The sequence below is a fragment of the Tianweitania aestuarii genome (genome assembly GCF_018457165.1).
Lineage (GTDB): Bacteria > Pseudomonadota > Alphaproteobacteria > Rhizobiales > Rhizobiaceae > Tianweitania > Tianweitania aestuarii.
Genome location: NZ_JAFMNX010000003.1, coordinates 350,700 through 368,585 on the forward strand (window position 1 = coordinate 350,700; position 17,886 = coordinate 368,585).

Sequence of the window (17,886 nt, forward strand, 5' to 3'; positions counted from 1 at the left end):
CTTCTCCAAAGGGGCGCCGCATGCCCCTGCTTCTTGTGCTTACCTTAAGTCAAGGAAAGCACAAGAACAGGTTCAAAGCAAGAACAAGAAGGGAACAATCAAGCCAATAAGATGTATTCTGGTTGCAGGCGGTTGTGTGGGTAGAACAAAGCGCGGTTGAACCGGGGCTCAGCGGCGCTTGGCTTCCACTGCGTCCCAGAACAAGCCTGCAATATCTTGGCCGCCGAAGCGTTTCACTTCGCGGATGCCGGTTGGCGAGGTGACGTTGATTTCGGTCATGTAGTCGCCGATGACGTCGATGCCGACCAGAATGAAGCCGCGTTCGCGCAAGGACGGTCCGATCCGCGTGCAGATCTCGCGTTCGCGATCCGTCAGCTCGGTTTTTTCGGCCCGACCGCCGACATGCATGTTGGAGCGCGAGTCCGTGTCCGACGGGATGCGATTGATGGCGCCGACGGGCTCGCCGTCGATCAGGATGATGCGCTTGTCGCCCTTGCGCACATCCTTGAGATAGCGCTGCACGATATAGGGTTCACGGAACATCTGCCCGAACATCTCGAGCAGCGAAGCCAGGTTGCGGTCGGCTTCGAGCAGATGGAAGATGCCGGCACCACCATTGCCATAAAGCGGCTTGACGATGATGTCGCCATGCTTGGCGCGGAACTCGGCGACCTCAAGGGGATCCTTGGTAATCAGCGTTTCCGGCATCAGATCCGCGAATTCCGTCACGAAGATCTTTTCCGGGCTGTTGCGCACCCATGCCGGATCGTTGACCACGAGCGTCTTGGGATGAATGCGCTCGAGGATATGGGTGGTCGTGATGTAGTTCATGTCGAAAGGCGGATCCTGGCGCAGCAGGATCACGTCCATTTCCGACAGATCGGTCCGCACCGGCTCGCCGAGCTCGAAGTGACGGCCCTTTTCATCCGCAAGCTTCATCGCTTCCAGACGGGCGATGACCTTGCCGTCGCTGAGCGAAAGCCGGTCCGGTGTGTAATGAAACAGCTGATGACCACGCTGCTGCGCTTCCAGCGACAGCGCAAAGGTCGTGTCGCCGGCGATCTGCACGGTGGACACGTGATCCATCTGGACGGCGATCTTCAGGGACATCGGTTCGAACTCCGGGAGGGACAAGGCAGGAAGTGGGGAAGCCTTAACGGGTTCTCGCGCGCCTGCCAATGCGCTCAGGCGGCGTTGTTGTTCGGCCGGTTTCGGGGCGGCGATCGATAAGACACCGGCGCTTCGATGGCGCGGCTGCCCTGAAGGGCTGCGAGGCTGAGATAGAAGATGCGCTTTTGTTCGGCGCGGCCGCGAGACACGGAGTCTAGGATCAAGCCGGTCACGCCCATCAGCATCGACAGAAGGAACAAAGTCACGGCCAGCATCCAGGTGGGCATGCGCGGCACCAGCCCCGTTTCGACATAATCAACCAGAACAGGAGCCATGAAGAAGCCGCTGATCACGAGGAGCACGGCCGCGATGATGCCAAAAAAACGCAGCGGCTGCGTTTCCTTCATAAGCATGGCGAACATCCACAGAATGCGTGCGCCGTCGCGATAGGTCGACAGCTTGGATGCCGAGCCTTCCATCCGCCGCCCGTAATCGAGCGCGATCTCGCTAACCGGTATCGTCAGCTGCGAGGCATGCACCGACATCTCTGTTTCGATCTCGAAGCCGCCGGAAACGGCCGGAAAGCTCTTCACGAAGCGACGGGTGAACGCGCGATAGCCGGAAAAGATGTCGGTGAAGTCCTTTCCGAACAGGCGCTTGTACAAAGCGTTGAACAGCCGATTGCCGAAGGCGTGTCCGGCGCGTCCGGCATCGGCGGTGACGCCGCGGCGGGTTCCGACCGCCATGTCCGCTTGTTCGGTGATCAGCGTATTGATCAGCTGCGGTGCGTCTTCGGGCGCATAGGTGCCGTCGCCATCGGCCATGATATAGATGTCGGCATCGATATCGGCGAACATGCGACGCACCACATGGCCCTTACCCTGTCTGCGCTCACGAACGACGATCGCGCCGGCAGCTCGTGCACGCAAGGCGGTCAGGTCGCTGGAATTGTTGTCGTAAACATAGATGGAAGCGGCTGGCAGCGCCTGGCGAAACCGATGAACAACATCGGCGATGGTGCCTTCCTCGTTGAAGCAGGGCAGAAGCACGGCGATCGAGAAGTCGCCGGAAATGTCATGCCGCATGGTTGGTCTCCAAAGGCTCTGCGCGCAAGCAGACACTTTGCCTGATCGATCGACTTTACCATTTCTTGAAGCCGTTAAAGCTAAGTTTCCCAGGCATGATCAGGGGCTTATCCTTCGGTGACGGACGACAATATCGCTAACAGAAGGTTGTTTTTCCCGCGCTGGACGCCTGTTGTGCTTTCAGCGGCCTTGGCGACTTTCGCTCTTCTTGTCCTTTACGCCAGCTCCGGCTTCTCGACGCTGCATGAAGGGCGCGGCGATAATGACAGCATGTTGCGTCTGGTGGAGGTGCGCGATCTGCTTGGGGGGCAGGGCTGGTTCAACCTCAATCAAACGCGCATGGGTCTGGCTGGCGGCTTTGTCATGCATTGGTCGCGGCTGATCGATGCGCCGATTGCCGGAGTGATCTGGCTTGCGGGAGCATTGGGTGCCGCGCCCGAGCGCGCCCAGCACATCGCGGCGGTCGTATGGCCCTTGTTGCTGTTCTTTGCAGCCCTCAACGCCATTCTTGTGATCGCCCGGCGCCTCGCTGGCGAGGCTGCGTTGCTGCCGGCTGCCGTGATCGCAACGACCAGCCTTTATTATGTGGGCATCTTCGCACCCGGGGCGCTTGATCATCACAACGCGCAGCTGACCCTCACACTGGCGATGCTGGCTGGGCTTGTGACAAGCCGGGGCCGCTTTTGGCCGGCAGCGGGGGCCGGTGCTTGCGCTGCGCTGATGCTGGCGATCGGCATGGAAACCGCGCCTTATGTGGCGGTGGGTGGGCTTTGCGCGGCGCTGGCGTTTTGGTGGCGCGGTGGAGAAGAGAGCCCGACGGCGATCGGCTTCGGGCTCGGCTTTGCCGTTGTGGCAGGTGCCGTCTTCGTTGCGACCGTGCCGCGGTCCAGCTGGATGCAGCCCGCCTGCGATGCTTATTCCTTTGTTCAATGGGCCGTTGCGACGCTGGCCGGCTTCGGGCTGGCTGGTCTGGCTGCGGTCAAGCCTTTGACGCGCACCAGAACGGGTCGGACGATCGGCCTGGCCCTGCTGGGAGCTGCCGTCGCCAGCCTGTTGGTGTTCGTTTATCCGCAATGCCTTGCCGACCCCTATGCCATGGTCGATCCATGGTTGAAGGCGAACTGGCTGGCTGGCGTGTCGGAAGCGCAATCGGCCTGGGATCTTGTTCACGACAAGCCGGCGGAGCTGGCGACTTATTATGCCTATCCCCTGCTTGGGATCGGCGTTCTTCTCGTTCGGCTATGGCGCCGTCCCCGACGAGCGGACCTGTTCGTGCTGGCGACGCTGCTTGCGGCTTATGTGGTGACGCTTTGGCAGGTGCGGGGCTCGCTGTTCCTGTTGCCGCTGACAGCCATTCCCCTTGCAGCCTGGATTGCCGAAGCGCGGCGAAGGGCAAGCGAGCGGCCGTCACGGCGGCATCTGCTGGCCATGGCGGTCAGTTGGATCGGATCGTTCATCGTGAGCTGGATTGCGCTCAGCATCGGCATCAATGCCGGTTTGGCCGCAATGGCAGGCAAACCGGCCGAGGCGATGATGCCGGACAATTCCGCTGCCTGTTACAACAAGCCTGATTATGCCGGCCTTGCGCAGGAGCCGACAGGCAGGGTGCTGGCCCCCACCAATCTCGGCTCCGCGATTTTGCTTTATACCGGGCACAGCGCGTTGGCCGGCCCGTATCACCGCAACCACGATGGCAATCGTCTGGCGTTACAAGCCTTGATGGCCGCTCCGGAGGCGGCGCGCAGCATGCTGCAAGGCTCTGGCGTGACGCTCGTTGTTTGGTGTCCCGGCAATCCGGAGTCGGCATCGCTCGTTGCGCGAGCGCCGAACAGTCTGGCGGCCGAGCTGGCACGCAAAGCGGCGCCAGCTTGGCTGCAGCCAACAAAGGCGGACAACGGCAATCTCGATGTCTACAGGGTTCTGCCCTGAGCGGTCGCTGGCCGTTGGCTAGTCAGGTCGAGAGGCAATGGGGATCAAACGACGCGGTTTGATCCCGCACAGCTTTGCTGCGAAAGGCGTTATGCCTTTTCGATGCAGATCTTGGTGTGTCCCTTGCCGATAAAACCGAGCTTGCCGGCAGCGGCTTTGGACAGGTCGAGCATGCGTCCCTTGATGAAGGGGCCGCGGTCATTGATCCGAACAACCACTTCCTTGCCGTTGCTGCGGTTCGTGACCTTGATCTTGGTTCCGAACGGAAGGCTGCGATGCGCGGCCGTCATTTTCGATGCGTCCATGCGCTCGCCGGAAGCGGTCTTGGAGGTGAGGGCGTACCACGAAGCGCCGCCGCACTGGGCGTAGGCGAAGGAAGGGAGGCACAGGCCGGTTGCCAGCATCATGCCGGCGAGAACGGTCTTCTTCATTGACTGGGATCATCCCGTTAATCGAACGAGACGCCAAATGCCGCCCAAAAGTGGCAGCGTCGCGTTCGGTTCCGATCACGCGGTGTCACAGTTTGAATCAATGCGTGTGAATTTGTTATAAAGGTAAAGACTCGATGGGTTGACTCATCGATCTCGAACAAACTTCGGAACGCCATCCAGGATGATGAAGGAGTCACATCTTGCAGTATAGGCAAGCCTGATCATCAACGTAGCTGCCGATCTGGAAAAGTATAGATTGCCTGATCCTTATTCTGAAAATTCCGGCCGCGACTTGGGTGACAAGTTGTTGTCAGCGCTATTTCTTTATCCGCAAGTTGAGGCGAGCAGGCGGTCGCTGGGACGAAATTCGTGCTCTGGTCGCCAGCCAGCCTTGATGGCGGCAAGCTGTCGCCGGGTGGAAATGCGGCAGTGTCGCTGCCGCATTTCTTAACTGTGTCTAACCGGAATTTTTTGCATTTTCCGGATTGAGACACCCGGAATTTGAGCCTGGCTCAGGCGCTTTGCGGCCGAAATCGGGCATGAGCCACCGCAATCTGGGCAGCGACTGCCGCATTGTTCCGAACAAGGGCTATATTGGCCTTCAAGCTGCGGCCTTCGGAGAGCTCGTTGATCTTGGCAAGAAGAAAGGGTGTGAGCTCCTTGCGGCCGATGCCGTTACGATCGGCCTCCGCAACCGCATCGTCGATCGTGCCGTCGATAAAGGACGGGTCGAGCGCATCGCCTTCCGGAATGGGATTGGCGATCAAGATGCCGGTTTGCGAGCCCATGGCGCGGTGCAGGATCATGGCCTGGGCGATGTCTTCAACCGAGTCCAAGCGGTGATCGGCCTTCAAGCCGCTGGAACGCGTGAAGAAAGCCGGGAAATCGTCGGATCCGTAGGCGATCACCGGCACGCGCTGCGTTTCCAGCACTTCCAGCGTCTTGGGAATGTCGAGGATCGACTTCACGCCGGCGCAAACCACCGTCGTGCCGGTCTGGCCGAGTTCGAGGAGGTCGGCCGAGATGTCGAAGCTTTGCTCGGCGCCGCGATGCACGCCGCCGACGCCGCCGGTAGCGAAAATCGCGATCCCTGCGAGCTCGGCCAGCCGCATCGTGGCCGACACAGTGGTGCCGGCGGTCTGCTTGCGTACCATCACGGCGGCAAGATCGCGGCCGGATGCTTTCACCACATCCTTTGCCTGTGCCAGCGCTTCGAGGTCGGCGTCGTTCAACCCAACGCGCAGTTCGCCATCGATCACGGCGATCGTGGCGGGCACTGCGCCTTCATCGCGGATCAGCGCTTCCACGCCGCGCGCCATTTCCAGATTGGCGGGGTAGGGCATGCCATGGGTAATGATAGTGGATTCCAGCGCAACGATCGGTGCGCCGGATTGAAGGGCGTCGGCCACTTCGGCGCTGAGCTTGATGAGGTCTTTCATGAGCAAGTCTGCCTTCTTGGTTGGTCCGCTCGTTGGTCAACCGACGGCGGGAAAACGATGCATGCTGGCTTCGAGGAAGCGGGCGGAAAGGTCGGGGCGCACGCTGGCTTCACATTCGGTGGTGAGGCTGGCGAGCAGGGCGCCGGTTCGCGCAGCGAGCGGGAGGGGATCGCCGGCAAGCATCCGGTAAAGCGTGCCGGCAATCATGGCGTCGCCCGCGCCCGTGACATCGACCGGCCGGGCCTCGACGGGCGGCAGGAGCTTGACGCCGGCACGGCTTGCCACCGCACATCCCTGTGCTCCCATGGTCACGATCACCTCGCCGACACCGGCGACCCGCAGCGCTTGTGCGGCTTTGCGCGGCTGCAGCCTGGCGTCGCCGGCAAGGCCAAGCAGCGTGTTGGCTTCGTCGAAATTGGTGAACAGCAGGTCGATGCCGGACAGGTCCTTGGGCAACCGCGCCGCCTTCGGCGTCGATACCGTATCCACGGCCAGCTTGAAGCGCGCGCCCGATTTTCGATGGAGCAACGCTTCGACCGTCGCGGCCGGCATGTTGCAGTCCATGAACACCCAAGCCGCTGAAGCGAGGTGCGGCCAGACGCGGTCGAGATAAGCGGGCGAGAACAGGTCGAACACGTCCATATCGGCGATGCCGAGCACCAGCTCTTTTTCGACACCGAGGATGGCGGCATATTCTGCCGTGGGGCGCTCGGAGGTCGTGATCACCTGCCCGACATCCGCGCCGAGATCGGCGAGGTGACGGGTCAGAACGCGGCCGGTTTCATCATCGCCGACAATCGATATGAAGCCGAGATCGACGCCGAGCCGCGCCAGGTTCTCGGCAACATTGCGCGCCACGCCGCCGAAGGAGCGGTGGCTTTCAACGGGATTGGAGGTCTCGAAGATCAGCGGGCGCTTGGCGTGGTATTTGCGATCGAACACCGCGCCGCCCAGGCAGATCATGCGCTGCGAGGCCGGCAGAACATAGCCGCGGCCAAGAACATAACCCTTGTTCACCAGCGACACGATATGCGCCGCGACCGTGGAGCGAGCCAGGCCGAGCGCGGTGGCGATCTCCTGCTGCCCGATGAACGGGTTGGCGGTGATCAGATCGAGGACTGCCTGTTCCTGATTGCCGAGACTGTCCATCGTTCCGTTCACAGCTGCCACACGCCTGCGCGCTGGCAGGACAGAGGCTGCTATGAGAACAAATGTCTATGAAGTCAACATTTGTTGTATGGCTCAGGTGCCGCAGAAGGTTCGCAACACGCGCTGATCGGGCTCCGGTGCTATCGCGAGATCGGATTGCTCGGGTTGATCGTCGAACGGCCGCGACAAAACGGAATTCAGCCGGCGGAATGGCGTAAAGTCGGCATGTTCAATCGCTGCCTTGATCGCTTCTTCGATGCGGTGGTTGCGCGGGATGAGGGCCGGATTGGCTCGCCGCATCACGTCGACCCGCACGCCGTCCTGTTCCGGCTCGCGCGCCAGTCGCGCGCGCCATTCGGTCACCCAGGTCTCATACAGCATCGGGTCGATGAACTCCGCGCGGACGCCGCGATCGGCGGCAGGATCGCCTGCCGCTGCAGTCAGGGCACGGAAGGTGCGGGTGAAGTCCGCACCGCCTTCCATCATGCGATCAAGCAAGCCCTGCATCAGATCGCCGTCTTCGTTTTCCTGCGTCAACAACCCGAATTTGGCGCGCAGCACAGCCATGTAGGCCTTTTCGAACGGCTCCCGGAAACCGGCGATGAGGCTCTGCGCGATCTTGACGCCTTCGTCTCGATCCTCATGCAGCAAGGGCAGCAGCGCTTCGGCCAGACGCGCCAGATTCCACTGCGCGATGCCGGGCTGATTGGCATAGGCATAGCGGCCGCCTTGATCGATCGAGGAAAACACCTTGGCGGGATCATAGGCATCAAGAAAGGCGCAAGGGCCGTAATCGATGGTTTCGCCTGAGATCGCCATATTGTCGGTGTTCATCACGCCGTGAATGAAGCCGACGCCCATCCAGCGCGCAACCAGCGAGGCCTGCGCCTCGATCACGGCTTCGAGCAGCGCGCGATACGGGTTCTCGGCTCCTTTCGCATCGGGATAGTGCCGGTTGATGGCGTGATCGGCCAGCAGCTTCACCGCTTCCTCGTCGCTGCGCGCGGCAAAGAACTGGAACGTGCCGACGCGGATATGGCTCGATGCGACGCGGGTCAGCACGGCCCCGGGCATGACGGTTTCGCGGTACACCGGATCGCCGGTCGAGACCGCCGCCAAGGCGCGCGTCGTGGGAATGCCAAGGGCGGCCATGGCTTCGCTGACGATATATTCGCGCAGCACTGGTCCGATGGCTGCACGACCATCGCCGCGGCGCGAAAACGATGTTGGGCCGGACCCCTTCAGCTGAAGATCGCGACGGCGGCCTTGGGCGTCGACCACCTCGCCCAGCAAGGTCGCGCGGCCATCGCCGAGCTGCGGTGAAAACTGTCCGAACTGATGTCCGGCATAGGCCATGGCGATCGGCTCGGCGCCTTCGGGGAATTGGTTTCCTGCCAGCATCGCCAGCCCGTCCGGGCTTTTCAGCCATTCGATATCGAGGCCAAGCTCTTGCGCCAAGGGCTCGTTGAGCTCGATCAGCAGCGGCGCGGATACCGCGCTCGGCTGGAACGGCGCGAAGAAGCGCTCCGGCAAACGGGCATAGGAGTTGTCGAACGGCAGGCGGGGTGCGGCGGTGAGCGTATCCATGAGGGGATAGGTAGGCCCGCGCTCCAGGCTCTGCCAGCCCGAAGGGACGACAACAAAAAACCGGCCCCTTTCGGGAGGCCGGTTTTGCTTGGATCAAGGGTCGGGCAATCAGTCCGGCTTGCGCTTGGACTTCTTGCCGCCCGGCGCATGTGGCTTGTCGCCGAAGGACTTGGTCTTCTTCGGGCCCTTGGATTCCCCTCGGGACTCCCAGGGCTTGTCGAAGCCGCCTTCCTTTTTGGCGAAAGGCTTCTTGCCCGCAGGCTTGGCCCAGCTGCCTTCGCCCTTCGGACCCTGGCCGCGATGCGGCTTCTTGGGTCCACGCGCCTTGTCGTAGCCACCCGATGGGGCGCCGAAGTCCGGTGTGCCTTCGATCGCGCGCACGGTGATGCCGCGCTCGAGCGAGCGGCTGCCGAGCATATCAAGGAAGCGCTTGCCGGCCTGGGCTTCCAGCTGCACCAGACTTTCGTCCTGTTGCAGCTTGATCTGGCCGATGTCGCTCTTCGAAAGCTTGCCGGCCTTGCACAGCATGGGGATGAGCCAGCGCGGTTCGGCATTCTGCTTGCGGCCGACCGACAGGGACACCCACACGCTTTCGCCGAACTCGTCGCGGCGCTCGACACGCTTTTCGGAAGGCACAGGCGCGCCGGTGACGGCGACTTCCATCAGGTCTTCCGGAGCCGAATTCTTGGCGCGGAAGGTTCTGACATAAGCGGCGGCAATGGCTTCGGCACCATGCTTGGCGAGCATTTCGCTCACGAACGGCGCTTCGTCCTCGGTCAGGGGCTCGGTGAACACCGGATCGGCAAGGATACGCTCATTGTCGCGCGCCAGAACTTCGTCGGCCGATGGCGGACGCGCCCAGTTCGCCTGCACATTGGCCGAGCTCAACAGGCGCTCGACGCGCTTGCGGCCCGATTGCGGCACGATCAGCACGGACACGCCCTTACGACCGGCACGACCGGTGCGCCCGCTGCGATGCAGCAGCGTTTCGCGGTTGGTCGGCGTATCGGCGTGGATCACCAGCTCAAGACCCGGCAGATCGATACCGCGCGCGGCGACATCGGTTGCGATACACACGCGGGCGCGGCCATCGCGCATGGCCTGCAGCGCATGGGTACGCTCGTTCTGGCTGAGCTCGCCGGACATGGCGACAACCGAGAAGCCGCGATTGTTGAAGCGCGCCGTCAGGTGGTTCACGGCCGCGCGGGTCGAGCAGAAGACCAGGGCGTTCGGTGCTTCGTAATAGCGCAGCACGTTGATGATCGCGTTCTCGCGGTCAGCCTGCGCCACCGTCAGCGCGCGATATTCGATATCGACATGCTGGGTGCGCTCGGAGGTCGTGCTGAGGCGCACGGCATCGCGCTGGTAGTTCTTGGCAAGTTCCGCGATCGGCCGCGACACGGTTGCCGAAAACAAGAGCGTGCGGCGATCTTCCGGCGCTTCGCCGAGAATGAATTCGAGATCTTCGCGGAAGCCAAGATCAAGCATCTCGTCGGCTTCGTCGAGCACAACGGCACGCAGGGCGCTCATATCGAGTGCATGGCGGGTAATATGATCGCGCAAACGGCCAGGCGTGCCCACCACGATATGACAGCCGCGTTCCAGCGAACGGCGCTCGGAGCGCATGTCCATGCCGCCGACGCAGGACACCACAACCGCGCCGGTCTTGGCGTAAAGCCATTCCAGCTCGCGCTTGACCTGCAGGGCCAATTCGCGGGTCGGTGCGATGGCGAGCGCCAGCGGCTGCGACGCTGGTTCGAAGCGCTCGGCATCGCCAAGCAGGGTCGGTGCAAGGGCGAGGCCGAAGGCGACCGTCTTGCCGGAGCCGGTTTGTGCCGAAACAAGCGCATCCGCACCTGCCGGTTCGAGCGTGAGGACGGCTTCCTGCACAGGCGTCAGTGTGGAATAGCCGCGTTCGGTCAATGCTTGCGCAAGGGGCGCAAGCACGCCGGGAAAATCAGTCATCGTCAGTTTTCTTTCGTTGAGGACGGGCGCGGCGTTCAAGCCGCGTCGCGTACCTGGTAATCCTTGATGGCGTCGAACTTGATCGCCTTCCAGCGTTCCGCCTCGTAGTTGAGTCCGAATTCGTGCTGGGCGAGAAAAACGGGGTCGTCGTCGAGGTCGCGCGCGATGTCGCCGCGATGCGCCTCGATGAAGCGGTGGAGGTCGGTGGCGTTATCGGCCGAGATCCAGCGGCACACGGAAAAGCGCGCGATCTCGAAATCAACCGGCAGCGTATATTCCACCGACAGCCGTTCCTTCAGAACGTCGAGCTGCAGCGCGCCCACGACGCCGACAATGGCCGGGGAGCCGTCTTCGGGCGAAAACAGCTGCACCACGCCTTCTTCGGCCATCTGCTGCAAGGCTTCCTTGAGCTTCTTGGCCTTCATGGCGTCGCCCAACCGCACACGGCGCAGGATTTCGGGTGCAAAGTTCGGCACGCCGCGGAACAGGATCTCCTCGCCTTCAGTCAGCGTATCACCGATGCGCAGGGTGCCGTGGTTGGGAATACCCACCACGTCGCCAGCATAGGCTTCATCGGCGGTGATGCGCGAACGGGCAAAGAAGAATTGCGGTGCGGTGAGCGACATCGGCTTGCCGGTACGCACCAGCTTGGCCTTCATGCCGCGCTGAAGCGTGCCCGAGCACACCCGCACAAAGGCGATGCGGTCGCGATGGTTGGGATCCATGTTGGCCTGGATCTTGAACACAAAGGACGTCATCTTCGGTTCGGTGGCTTCAACCGTGCGGCTATCGGCTTCCTGGGCGCGCGGCGGCGGAGCGAATTCGCCCAAAGCCTCGATCAGATCGCGCACGCCGTAATTGCGCAGCGCCGAGCCGAAGTACACCGGCGTCAGATGTCCTTCGCGGAACGCCTTCAGGTCGAACGGACGGCACGCCTCGCGCGCCAGTTCCAGTTCCTCGATCAGCGTTTCGCGCTCGTTCTCGGGCAAAAGGCCGGCGACCTTGTCGGAGTTCGGCCCGTTGACCTTTGTGCGCTCCACTTCCGTGTCGGAGCGGCGCACCGCATTGTCGGCCAGATGATAGGTGCCGGAAAACGTCTTGCCCTGACCGATCGGCCAGGTCATCGGCGCGGTGTCGAGCGCCAGCTTCTGCTCGATCTCGTCCAGGATCTCGAACGTGTTGCGCGCTTCACGGTCCATCTTGTTGACGAAGGTGACGATCGGAATGTCGCGCAAACGGCAGACCTCGAACAGCTTCAGCGTGCGCGGCTCGATGCCTTTGGCGGCGTCGATCACCATCACGGCCGAATCCACCGCCGAAAGCGTGCGATAGGTATCGTCGGCGAAGTCTTCGTGGCCCGGCGTATCGAGCAGGTTGTAGACGTTGTCGCCATATTCAAAGGTCATCACGGAGGTGACAACCGAGATACCACGCTCGCGCTCGATCTTCATCCAGTCCGAGCGCGTCTGGATCTTGTCCTTCTTCGCCTTGACCTCACCGGCGAGCTGAATCGCGCCGCCGAACAGCAGAAGCTTTTCGGTCAGCGTGGTTTTGCCGGCGTCGGGATGCGCAATAATCGCGAAAGTGCGGCGGCGGGCAACCGCCTCCTGGATGGGTTCTGGCATGAGAAGGGAATCCGTTCGGTTGCGCGCATATAGCGATCACGCGAGGGAAAGTCGACCCTGCTTGGCGGTTTGCGCTGGATGAGGTATGGCGCAGCCTCATGACAACACATCCAGCGCTCCCCACCCTTGGCCCTACCATCGGCCTCGTTCGCCTGAGCCATGGCGAAGATCTCAAACTTCCCGCCTATGAAACGGCTGGTGCCGCCGGCATGGATCTGCGCGCTGCCGTTAGGGCCGATGCGCGCGTGATCCTGACGCCCGGCCGGCGTGCGCTGATCCCCACCGGCTTCATCATGGAACTGCCGGAAGGGTTCGAGGGACAGATCCGGCCGCGTTCCGGGCTAGCCCTCAAGCACGGCATCACCTGCCTCAACACGCCCGGCACGATCGACAGCGATTATCGCGGCGAGATCCAGGTCCTGTTGATCAATCTCGGCCATGACGATTTCGCCGTCACCCGCGGCATGCGGATCGCTCAGATGGTGATCGCTCCTGTTGTGCAGGCACAGCTCGATGTGCGTGACAGCACGCAGGCGACCGCGCGCGGTGATGGCGGTTTCGGATCCACTGGCGGGATCTGACACCTGGCCATCTTCTCTGCTGCGATGCGGTGAACAAATCCTGTTCCGGTGCGTTGATGAGACAAGACCGGAGCGCGGACACGGCGAATGCCGAAGTCTCGTGCCAAAATACAGGAGTTCAATCATGCCAGCGATCAATCAGGCTCGCATCGCCATTCTCGCAACTGACGGCTTCGAACAGTCGGAACTCGAAGTGCCGCTGAAGAAGCTGCGCGACGCCGGCGCGACGGTTGACGTCGTGTCCCTGGAAAAAGGCGAGATCAAAGGCTGGGATCAGACCGACTGGGGCAACAAGGTTCCGGTCGACAAGACGCTCAGCGAAGTCGCGCCAGACCAGTATGACGCCCTTGTTCTGCCGGGCGGCCAGATCAATCCCGACAAGCTGCGCGTTGAAAGCTCGGCCGTGGATTTCGTGAAAAACTTTTACGAAACCGGCAAGCCGCTTGCGGCGATCTGCCATGCGCCTTGGCTTCTGATCGAAGCTGGCCTGGTGAAAGGCAAGCGCGCAACGTCTTTCAAGTCGATCAAGACCGACATGATCAATGCCGGCGCCAACTGGGAAGACAAGATGACGGTCCAGGACGGAAACATGATCACCGCGCGCAAGCCGGACGATCTTGAGTCCTTCGTGTCGACCATCATCGAAGCTGTCGAAGGTGGCGCTGCGCAGAGGTCGGCTGCGGAGTAGCGGATCAGGTTCCGCAGCTGACGGAAGCGGCGCCGGCGCTTTAACAGCAGCCGCGCCGCTTTCGAATTTGAGAAGGCCGACATGTCTCCCATGCCGGCCTTCTTTTTATTCAAGCTGTTGTTTGATTAAACGGCAATCTTGCCGCCGCCCTGTTTGGTGATCATCACGACGGCAGGACGAACCGGCATATCGTCCTTGAAGTCCGGCCAGCGCGTCGACAGGTCTTCGTAATAGGATAACCGACCGAAGCCTTCCCAATCATCGCCGCCATCGCCGGGATGCTGAACGGCCACAAAGGCGGTTTCATCGTCAGGCGTGAAGAGCGGGCCGCACATTTCCGCACCCACCGGCACACGGAAGAACAGCTTGGACGTGGCGCGCGCTTCGCCTTCCGTATCCACGGCCCACAACCCGTCCGTACGACCCGTTGCTTCCGGAGAGTTGCCGTCCGTGGAAACCCACAAGCGGCCAGCCGAATCCACTGCGCAGTTGTCGGGCATGCCGAACCAGCCGTTTTCGGTTGTGGCGGTCGAAAAGGATGCGCCGACATCCGCCACCGATGGATCGCCACACTTCAGAAGCACTTCCCAGGTGCCGGTGGTGGCTGCGAAGTCACCGTCTTGTTCAGCAATCTCGATGATGTGGCCGAACGCGTTTTTGGCACGCGGATTGGCGGCATCGACCTGATCGTCCGCCCGCTTGGTGTTGTTGGTCAGCATGACATAAACCTTGCCATTGCTGTTGTTGGGCTGGATGTCTTCCGGACGATCCATCTTGGTGGCGCCGAGCAGATCGCCTGCGCGACGCGCTTCGATCACGACATCGGCCTGGCTGTTGAAGCCATTTTCGGCCGTCAGCGGACCTTCGCCGTGAACCAGCGGCATCCAAGTCATGCCGCCGTCTTCCGCGAACTTCGCCACGTAAAGCGTGCCTTCGTCGAGCAGGTCCATGTTGGCTGCGCGATCATCGGGGTTGAAGGTGCCCTTTGTCACGAACTTATAGACGTAATCGAAACGCTCATCGTCGCCGAGATAGAACACGACGCGGCCGTCCTTGTTGACGATCGATTCCGCGCCTTCATGCTTGAAGCGGCCGAGCGCGGTGCGCTTCTTCGGGGTGGAGTTCGGGTCCATGACATCGACTTCCACGATCCAGCCGAAGCGGTTTGGCTCGTTCGGTTCCTTGGACAGGTCGAAGCGGTCATAGAAGTTCGACCAGGAATAGCTGCTGTCCGGCAGGCCGAGGCGCTTGTAGTTCGCAGCTTCCGGATGATTGGCAGGCAGGTCTCCGTCGAAATAGCCGTGGAAGTTTTCTTCCGCCATGACATAGGTGCCCCACGGTGTGACGCCGCCGGCGCAGTTGTTGACCGTACCGAAAACCTTGGTGCCGGTTGCGTCGGCCTTGGTCTTCAAACGGTCGTGGCCGGCGGCCGGGCCGGTGACTTCCATTTCAGTGGTCGCGGTAATGCGGCGGTTGAGCTTGCCGTTGCGATCCGGGCGCCACTTGCCGTCCTGGCGCGTCATTTCCACGATCGTGCCACCATGCGCGGCCATTTCGATGTCAACGCGCTTCTTGTCGGCCGGAGCGACTTCGAGCTTGTCGTCAACGATCTTGACGATGCCGGGGAACATCAGGTGCTCGTTGGTATATTCGTGGTTCACAACGAGAAGCCCGCGTTTATCGCTATCTTCCAGCGGAATGAAGCCGACATAATCGTTGTTGTAGCCGAACTGGCGAGCCTGGGCTTCAGCCGACTGATTGGCCGGGTCGAAGTCCGGTGCATCGGCAAACAGCGGGTCGCCCCAGCGCAACAGAATGTCGGCATCGTAACCGGCTGCGACGTGGTGGGTTTCGTCGACGCCGGCTTTTACCTCGTCGAAGGTGAAGGCTGAGGTACCGGTTTGGGCGCGGGCCTCATCAGCCATCATCAAGGCAACCGGGCTGACCGTTGCGGCAATGGCGGAAACGGCAAGCGAGCCGCGCAGGAAGTTGCGGCGCGAAAATCGCGTTGCGATGATCTCGCCCATTGTTGGATTTTCGGTCGGATTTTGTCCGGGACCTGCGGCGTCTTCGAGCTGGCTCGTACGAAAAGGTGATGTGTTGGACATGGCCTGACCTCTGGCTGATGTGGCTGGATCAGCTGCGGAAGTAGAGGCCGGCCATGACAGGCTAATGACGCCGCGTCACAACCTGGAAGCGTGTGCGCTTAACCTGCTTTGGCTGTAGCCAAGGCGCGGCCGAAGGCCTTGGCGAAGCTTTCGCGATCATCGGGATTGAGGAAGCTGCCGATCTGCACCTGCTGGCCTTGCGCTTCCACGGCCATGCGGGTGATGCCGATCTCCTCATGCCGCGACACCGCGAAACGTGCCCAGAACGGGTTGAAGTGATGTTCGCGCGCTTGGCCCGATGGCGCAATCTGGCGAATGTCGAGCGAGGTGCGTGACACCGACACTTCTTCGCGCGCGCGCCCTGAGCGGTAGTTCAGCTTGAAGGCGATATACAGGACAAGAACATCCAGGCCGAAGAAGCCGAAGATCGGCCAGGCGCCGGCTGCGATGCAGAACAGGCCGCAGATCAGGCTGCTGACCACCATGATGCCCATCAGCACACGAAAGCCGCGCGGACCGAGGGATCGGTGCGGCGTCAATAAAGCCCGGAAAATCGGCGCATCAGCGGCGTTGGTCTCGGCCATTCCCCGCATTATAGAGAGCCGATGACAAAGCCCAAGCCCGAAATCGCGACACAAGCGCCTGCGCCAGATAAGTTGAACGCCAAGCCTGCGGCCAAGGGCGCGGTGAAAAAGCGGACACGCGCCAAGCCGCGCTGGAAATCACCCTATTCGCCAGCCGAGATCGAAGAGATCTTCCGCCGCTTCGCCGTGCAGCGGCCGGAGCCGAAAGGCGAGCTTGAGCACGTCAATGCCTTCACGCTTCTGGTGGCGGTGGTGCTTTCGGCGCAGGCGACCGATGCCGGCGTCAACAAGGCGACGCGTGGATTGTTTGCTGTGGCCGATACCCCAGCCAAGATGGCGGCGCTGGGCGAGGCCAAGATCGCCGAACATATCCGCACCATCGGCCTGTGGCGCGCGAAAGCCAAACACGTCGCCCTCCTGTCGGAAGCCCTGCTCCGCGATCATGGCGGCGAAGTGCCTGATACGCGCGATGCCCTGACAGCCTTGCCGGGCGTTGGGCGCAAGACGGCCAATGTCGTGCTGAACTCAGCCTTCGGCCAGCTCACCATGGCGGTCGATACGCATCTGTTCCGGCTCGGCAACCGGCTGAAGTTCGCGCCGGGCAAAACGCCGGAAGAGGTCGAAAACAAGCTGGTGCGGGTGATTCCCGAGCATTATCTACGCCACGCCCATCATTGGCTGATTCTGCATGGCCGCTATGTCTGCAAGGCGCGCAAGCCGGAATGCCCGGCCTGCGTCATCGCCGATCTCTGCAAGGCCGACGAGAAGACGACGGACGTGCCTGCGCCGCTTGTGCCGATCGAGATCCTCGATCCGGTGGAAGCCGAGATTGCCGCGACCCGCTAGCGCGCCGGCAGCCTTTCACGCGCCGAGATGCGCTTGTGCAGATGCACCATCATGGCGGCGGCAAACAACGGCGTCAGCAGGTTGAGGAGCGGCACGGCCAAAAGGCCGGCGATCACCAAACCTGCGGTAAACACGGTTGCAGCATGCTTGCGGCGCAGCGCCTTGGCTTCGGCCTCGGAGCGAAAGCGCATGGCGGCGAATTCGAAGAACTCGCGGCTGAGAAGATAGGCATTCACCACGAAAAAGGCGACGATGTTGACGCCCGGCACCAGCAGCAGGGCAAAGGCGATGAGGTTGCCGAGGATCACCACGCCGAAGAACTTGATCGACAACCAGGCGCCCTGAACGATTGGTACCGGCCGGCCGGGCGCTTCGGCGGGAAAGTCGATCTGCTCGACCCGCTCCGCGACATCATCGAGAAACAAGCTGGCGATCAGCGCTGTCACCGGTGCGATCAGAAGCGCCAGCCCGGCGGCAACAGCAAGACCGGCGAGGATCGCGGTAAAGAAGCCGACCCATTCGCCCCAGGCCGGTGCGCCCGTGAACAGACCTTCGAGCAGCGGCAGCGCCATCCAGTCGAACAGCTGCGTCAAACCGAACCATAAAGCCATCAGCACAAGGATGCTCAAGCCGAGCGACTTGAAAAGCACGGCGCGAAAGGGCGCGCTGAACAGATGACCGGCGGCTGCGCGCGCGCTTTCGATGATCATGGTGTCGATGGCTCCTGATGCACGGTGCCCCGCAGATAAGATGCGCAAG

General features: G+C 61.9%; 15 protein-coding genes. 4 read left to right on the top strand and 11 right to left on the bottom strand.

Going from position 1 to position 17,886, the window contains the following annotated elements; all coding sequences use genetic code 11:
* Positions 1 to 168: 168 nt before the first annotated feature.
* Complete coding sequence (gene gshB / locus JYU29_RS13535) at positions 169 to 1,110, bottom strand: glutathione synthase (protein ID WP_213985337.1); 942 nt, start codon at positions 1,108 to 1,110, stop codon at positions 169 to 171.
* Between the two features lie 74 nt (positions 1,111 to 1,184).
* Complete coding sequence (locus tag JYU29_RS13540) at positions 1,185 to 2,195, bottom strand: glycosyltransferase (protein WP_213985338.1); 1,011 nt, start codon at positions 2,193 to 2,195, stop codon at positions 1,185 to 1,187.
* Between the two features lie 174 nt (positions 2,196 to 2,369).
* On the opposite strand from JYU29_RS13540, the gene JYU29_RS13545 reads away from it, so the two are divergent.
* Positions 2,370 to 4,124, top strand: coding sequence for a GtrA family protein (locus JYU29_RS13545; RefSeq protein ID WP_213985339.1), 1,755 nt, complete (start codon positions 2,370 to 2,372; stop codon positions 4,122 to 4,124).
* Between the two features lie 89 nt (positions 4,125 to 4,213).
* Here JYU29_RS13545 and JYU29_RS13550 read toward each other — a convergent pair whose 3' ends face one another.
* From JYU29_RS13550 to JYU29_RS13575, 6 genes are all read right to left on the bottom strand, one after another.
* Positions 4,214 to 4,555, bottom strand: coding sequence for a septal ring lytic transglycosylase RlpA family protein (locus JYU29_RS13550; RefSeq protein ID WP_213985340.1), 342 nt, complete (start codon positions 4,553 to 4,555; stop codon positions 4,214 to 4,216).
* Positions 4,556 to 5,067: 512 nt separating this feature from the next.
* Positions 5,068 to 5,994 carry a pseudouridine-5'-phosphate glycosidase gene (locus JYU29_RS13555; RefSeq protein WP_213985341.1) on the bottom strand — a complete coding sequence of 309 codons (927 nt, stop codon included), beginning with the start codon at positions 5,992 to 5,994 and terminating at the stop codon, positions 5,068 to 5,070.
* Between the two features lie 36 nt (positions 5,995 to 6,030).
* Positions 6,031 to 7,143 (bottom strand): carbohydrate kinase, encoded by a 1,113-nt coding sequence (locus tag JYU29_RS13560; RefSeq protein ID WP_213985342.1) that lies wholly within the window; start codon positions 7,141 to 7,143, stop codon positions 6,031 to 6,033.
* A gap of 93 nt (positions 7,144 to 7,236) precedes the next feature.
* Positions 7,237 to 8,730, bottom strand: a complete 1,494-nt coding sequence (locus tag JYU29_RS13565) for a protein adenylyltransferase SelO (protein WP_213985343.1) — start codon at positions 8,728 to 8,730, stop codon at positions 7,237 to 7,239.
* Between the two features lie 108 nt (positions 8,731 to 8,838).
* Entirely contained in the window at positions 8,839 to 10,695 is a 1,857-nt protein-coding gene (locus tag JYU29_RS13570; RefSeq protein ID WP_213985344.1) for a DEAD/DEAH box helicase, read from the bottom strand.
* Between the two features lie 35 nt (positions 10,696 to 10,730).
* Entirely contained in the window at positions 10,731 to 12,320 is a 1,590-nt protein-coding gene (locus JYU29_RS13575; RefSeq protein ID WP_213985345.1) for a peptide chain release factor 3, read from the bottom strand.
* Positions 12,321 to 12,418: 98 nt separating this feature from the next.
* On the opposite strand from JYU29_RS13575, the gene dut reads away from it, so the two are divergent.
* A complete protein-coding gene (dut, locus tag JYU29_RS13580; RefSeq protein WP_213985346.1) occupies positions 12,419 to 12,901 on the top strand; it encodes a dUTP diphosphatase in 483 nt (160 codons plus the stop codon).
* A gap of 124 nt (positions 12,902 to 13,025) precedes the next feature.
* Positions 13,026 to 13,589 carry a type 1 glutamine amidotransferase domain-containing protein gene (locus tag JYU29_RS13585; protein WP_213985347.1) on the top strand — a complete coding sequence of 188 codons (564 nt, stop codon included), beginning with the start codon at positions 13,026 to 13,028 and terminating at the stop codon, positions 13,587 to 13,589.
* Between the two features lie 125 nt (positions 13,590 to 13,714).
* On the opposite strand, the gene JYU29_RS13590 is transcribed toward JYU29_RS13585, so the two are convergent.
* Together JYU29_RS13590 and JYU29_RS13595 are read right to left on the bottom strand one after the other, a co-directional pair.
* Positions 13,715 to 15,697 carry a PhoX family protein gene (locus JYU29_RS13590; protein WP_213985348.1) on the bottom strand — a complete coding sequence of 661 codons (1,983 nt, stop codon included), beginning with the start codon at positions 15,695 to 15,697 and terminating at the stop codon, positions 13,715 to 13,717.
* Positions 15,698 to 15,795: 98 nt separating this feature from the next.
* The gene (locus JYU29_RS13595; protein ID WP_213985349.1) at positions 15,796 to 16,281 is read right to left on the bottom strand and encodes a DUF2244 domain-containing protein; all 486 of its coding nucleotides are present in this window, start codon (positions 16,279 to 16,281) and stop codon (positions 15,796 to 15,798) included.
* Between the two features lie 21 nt (positions 16,282 to 16,302).
* Here JYU29_RS13595 and nth point away from each other — a divergent pair, with 21 nt between their 5' ends.
* Positions 16,303 to 17,127: an endonuclease III gene (nth, locus tag JYU29_RS13600; RefSeq protein ID WP_213985350.1), complete on the top strand. Its 825-nt coding sequence runs from the start codon at positions 16,303 to 16,305 to the stop codon at positions 17,125 to 17,127.
* Here the strand turns inward: nth and JYU29_RS13605 are convergent.
* Positions 17,124 to 17,837, bottom strand: a complete 714-nt coding sequence (locus JYU29_RS13605) for a sulfate transporter family protein (RefSeq protein ID WP_213985351.1) — start codon at positions 17,835 to 17,837, stop codon at positions 17,124 to 17,126. The genes nth and JYU29_RS13605 overlap by 4 nt on opposite strands.
* Positions 17,838 to 17,886 lie beyond the last annotated feature (49 nt).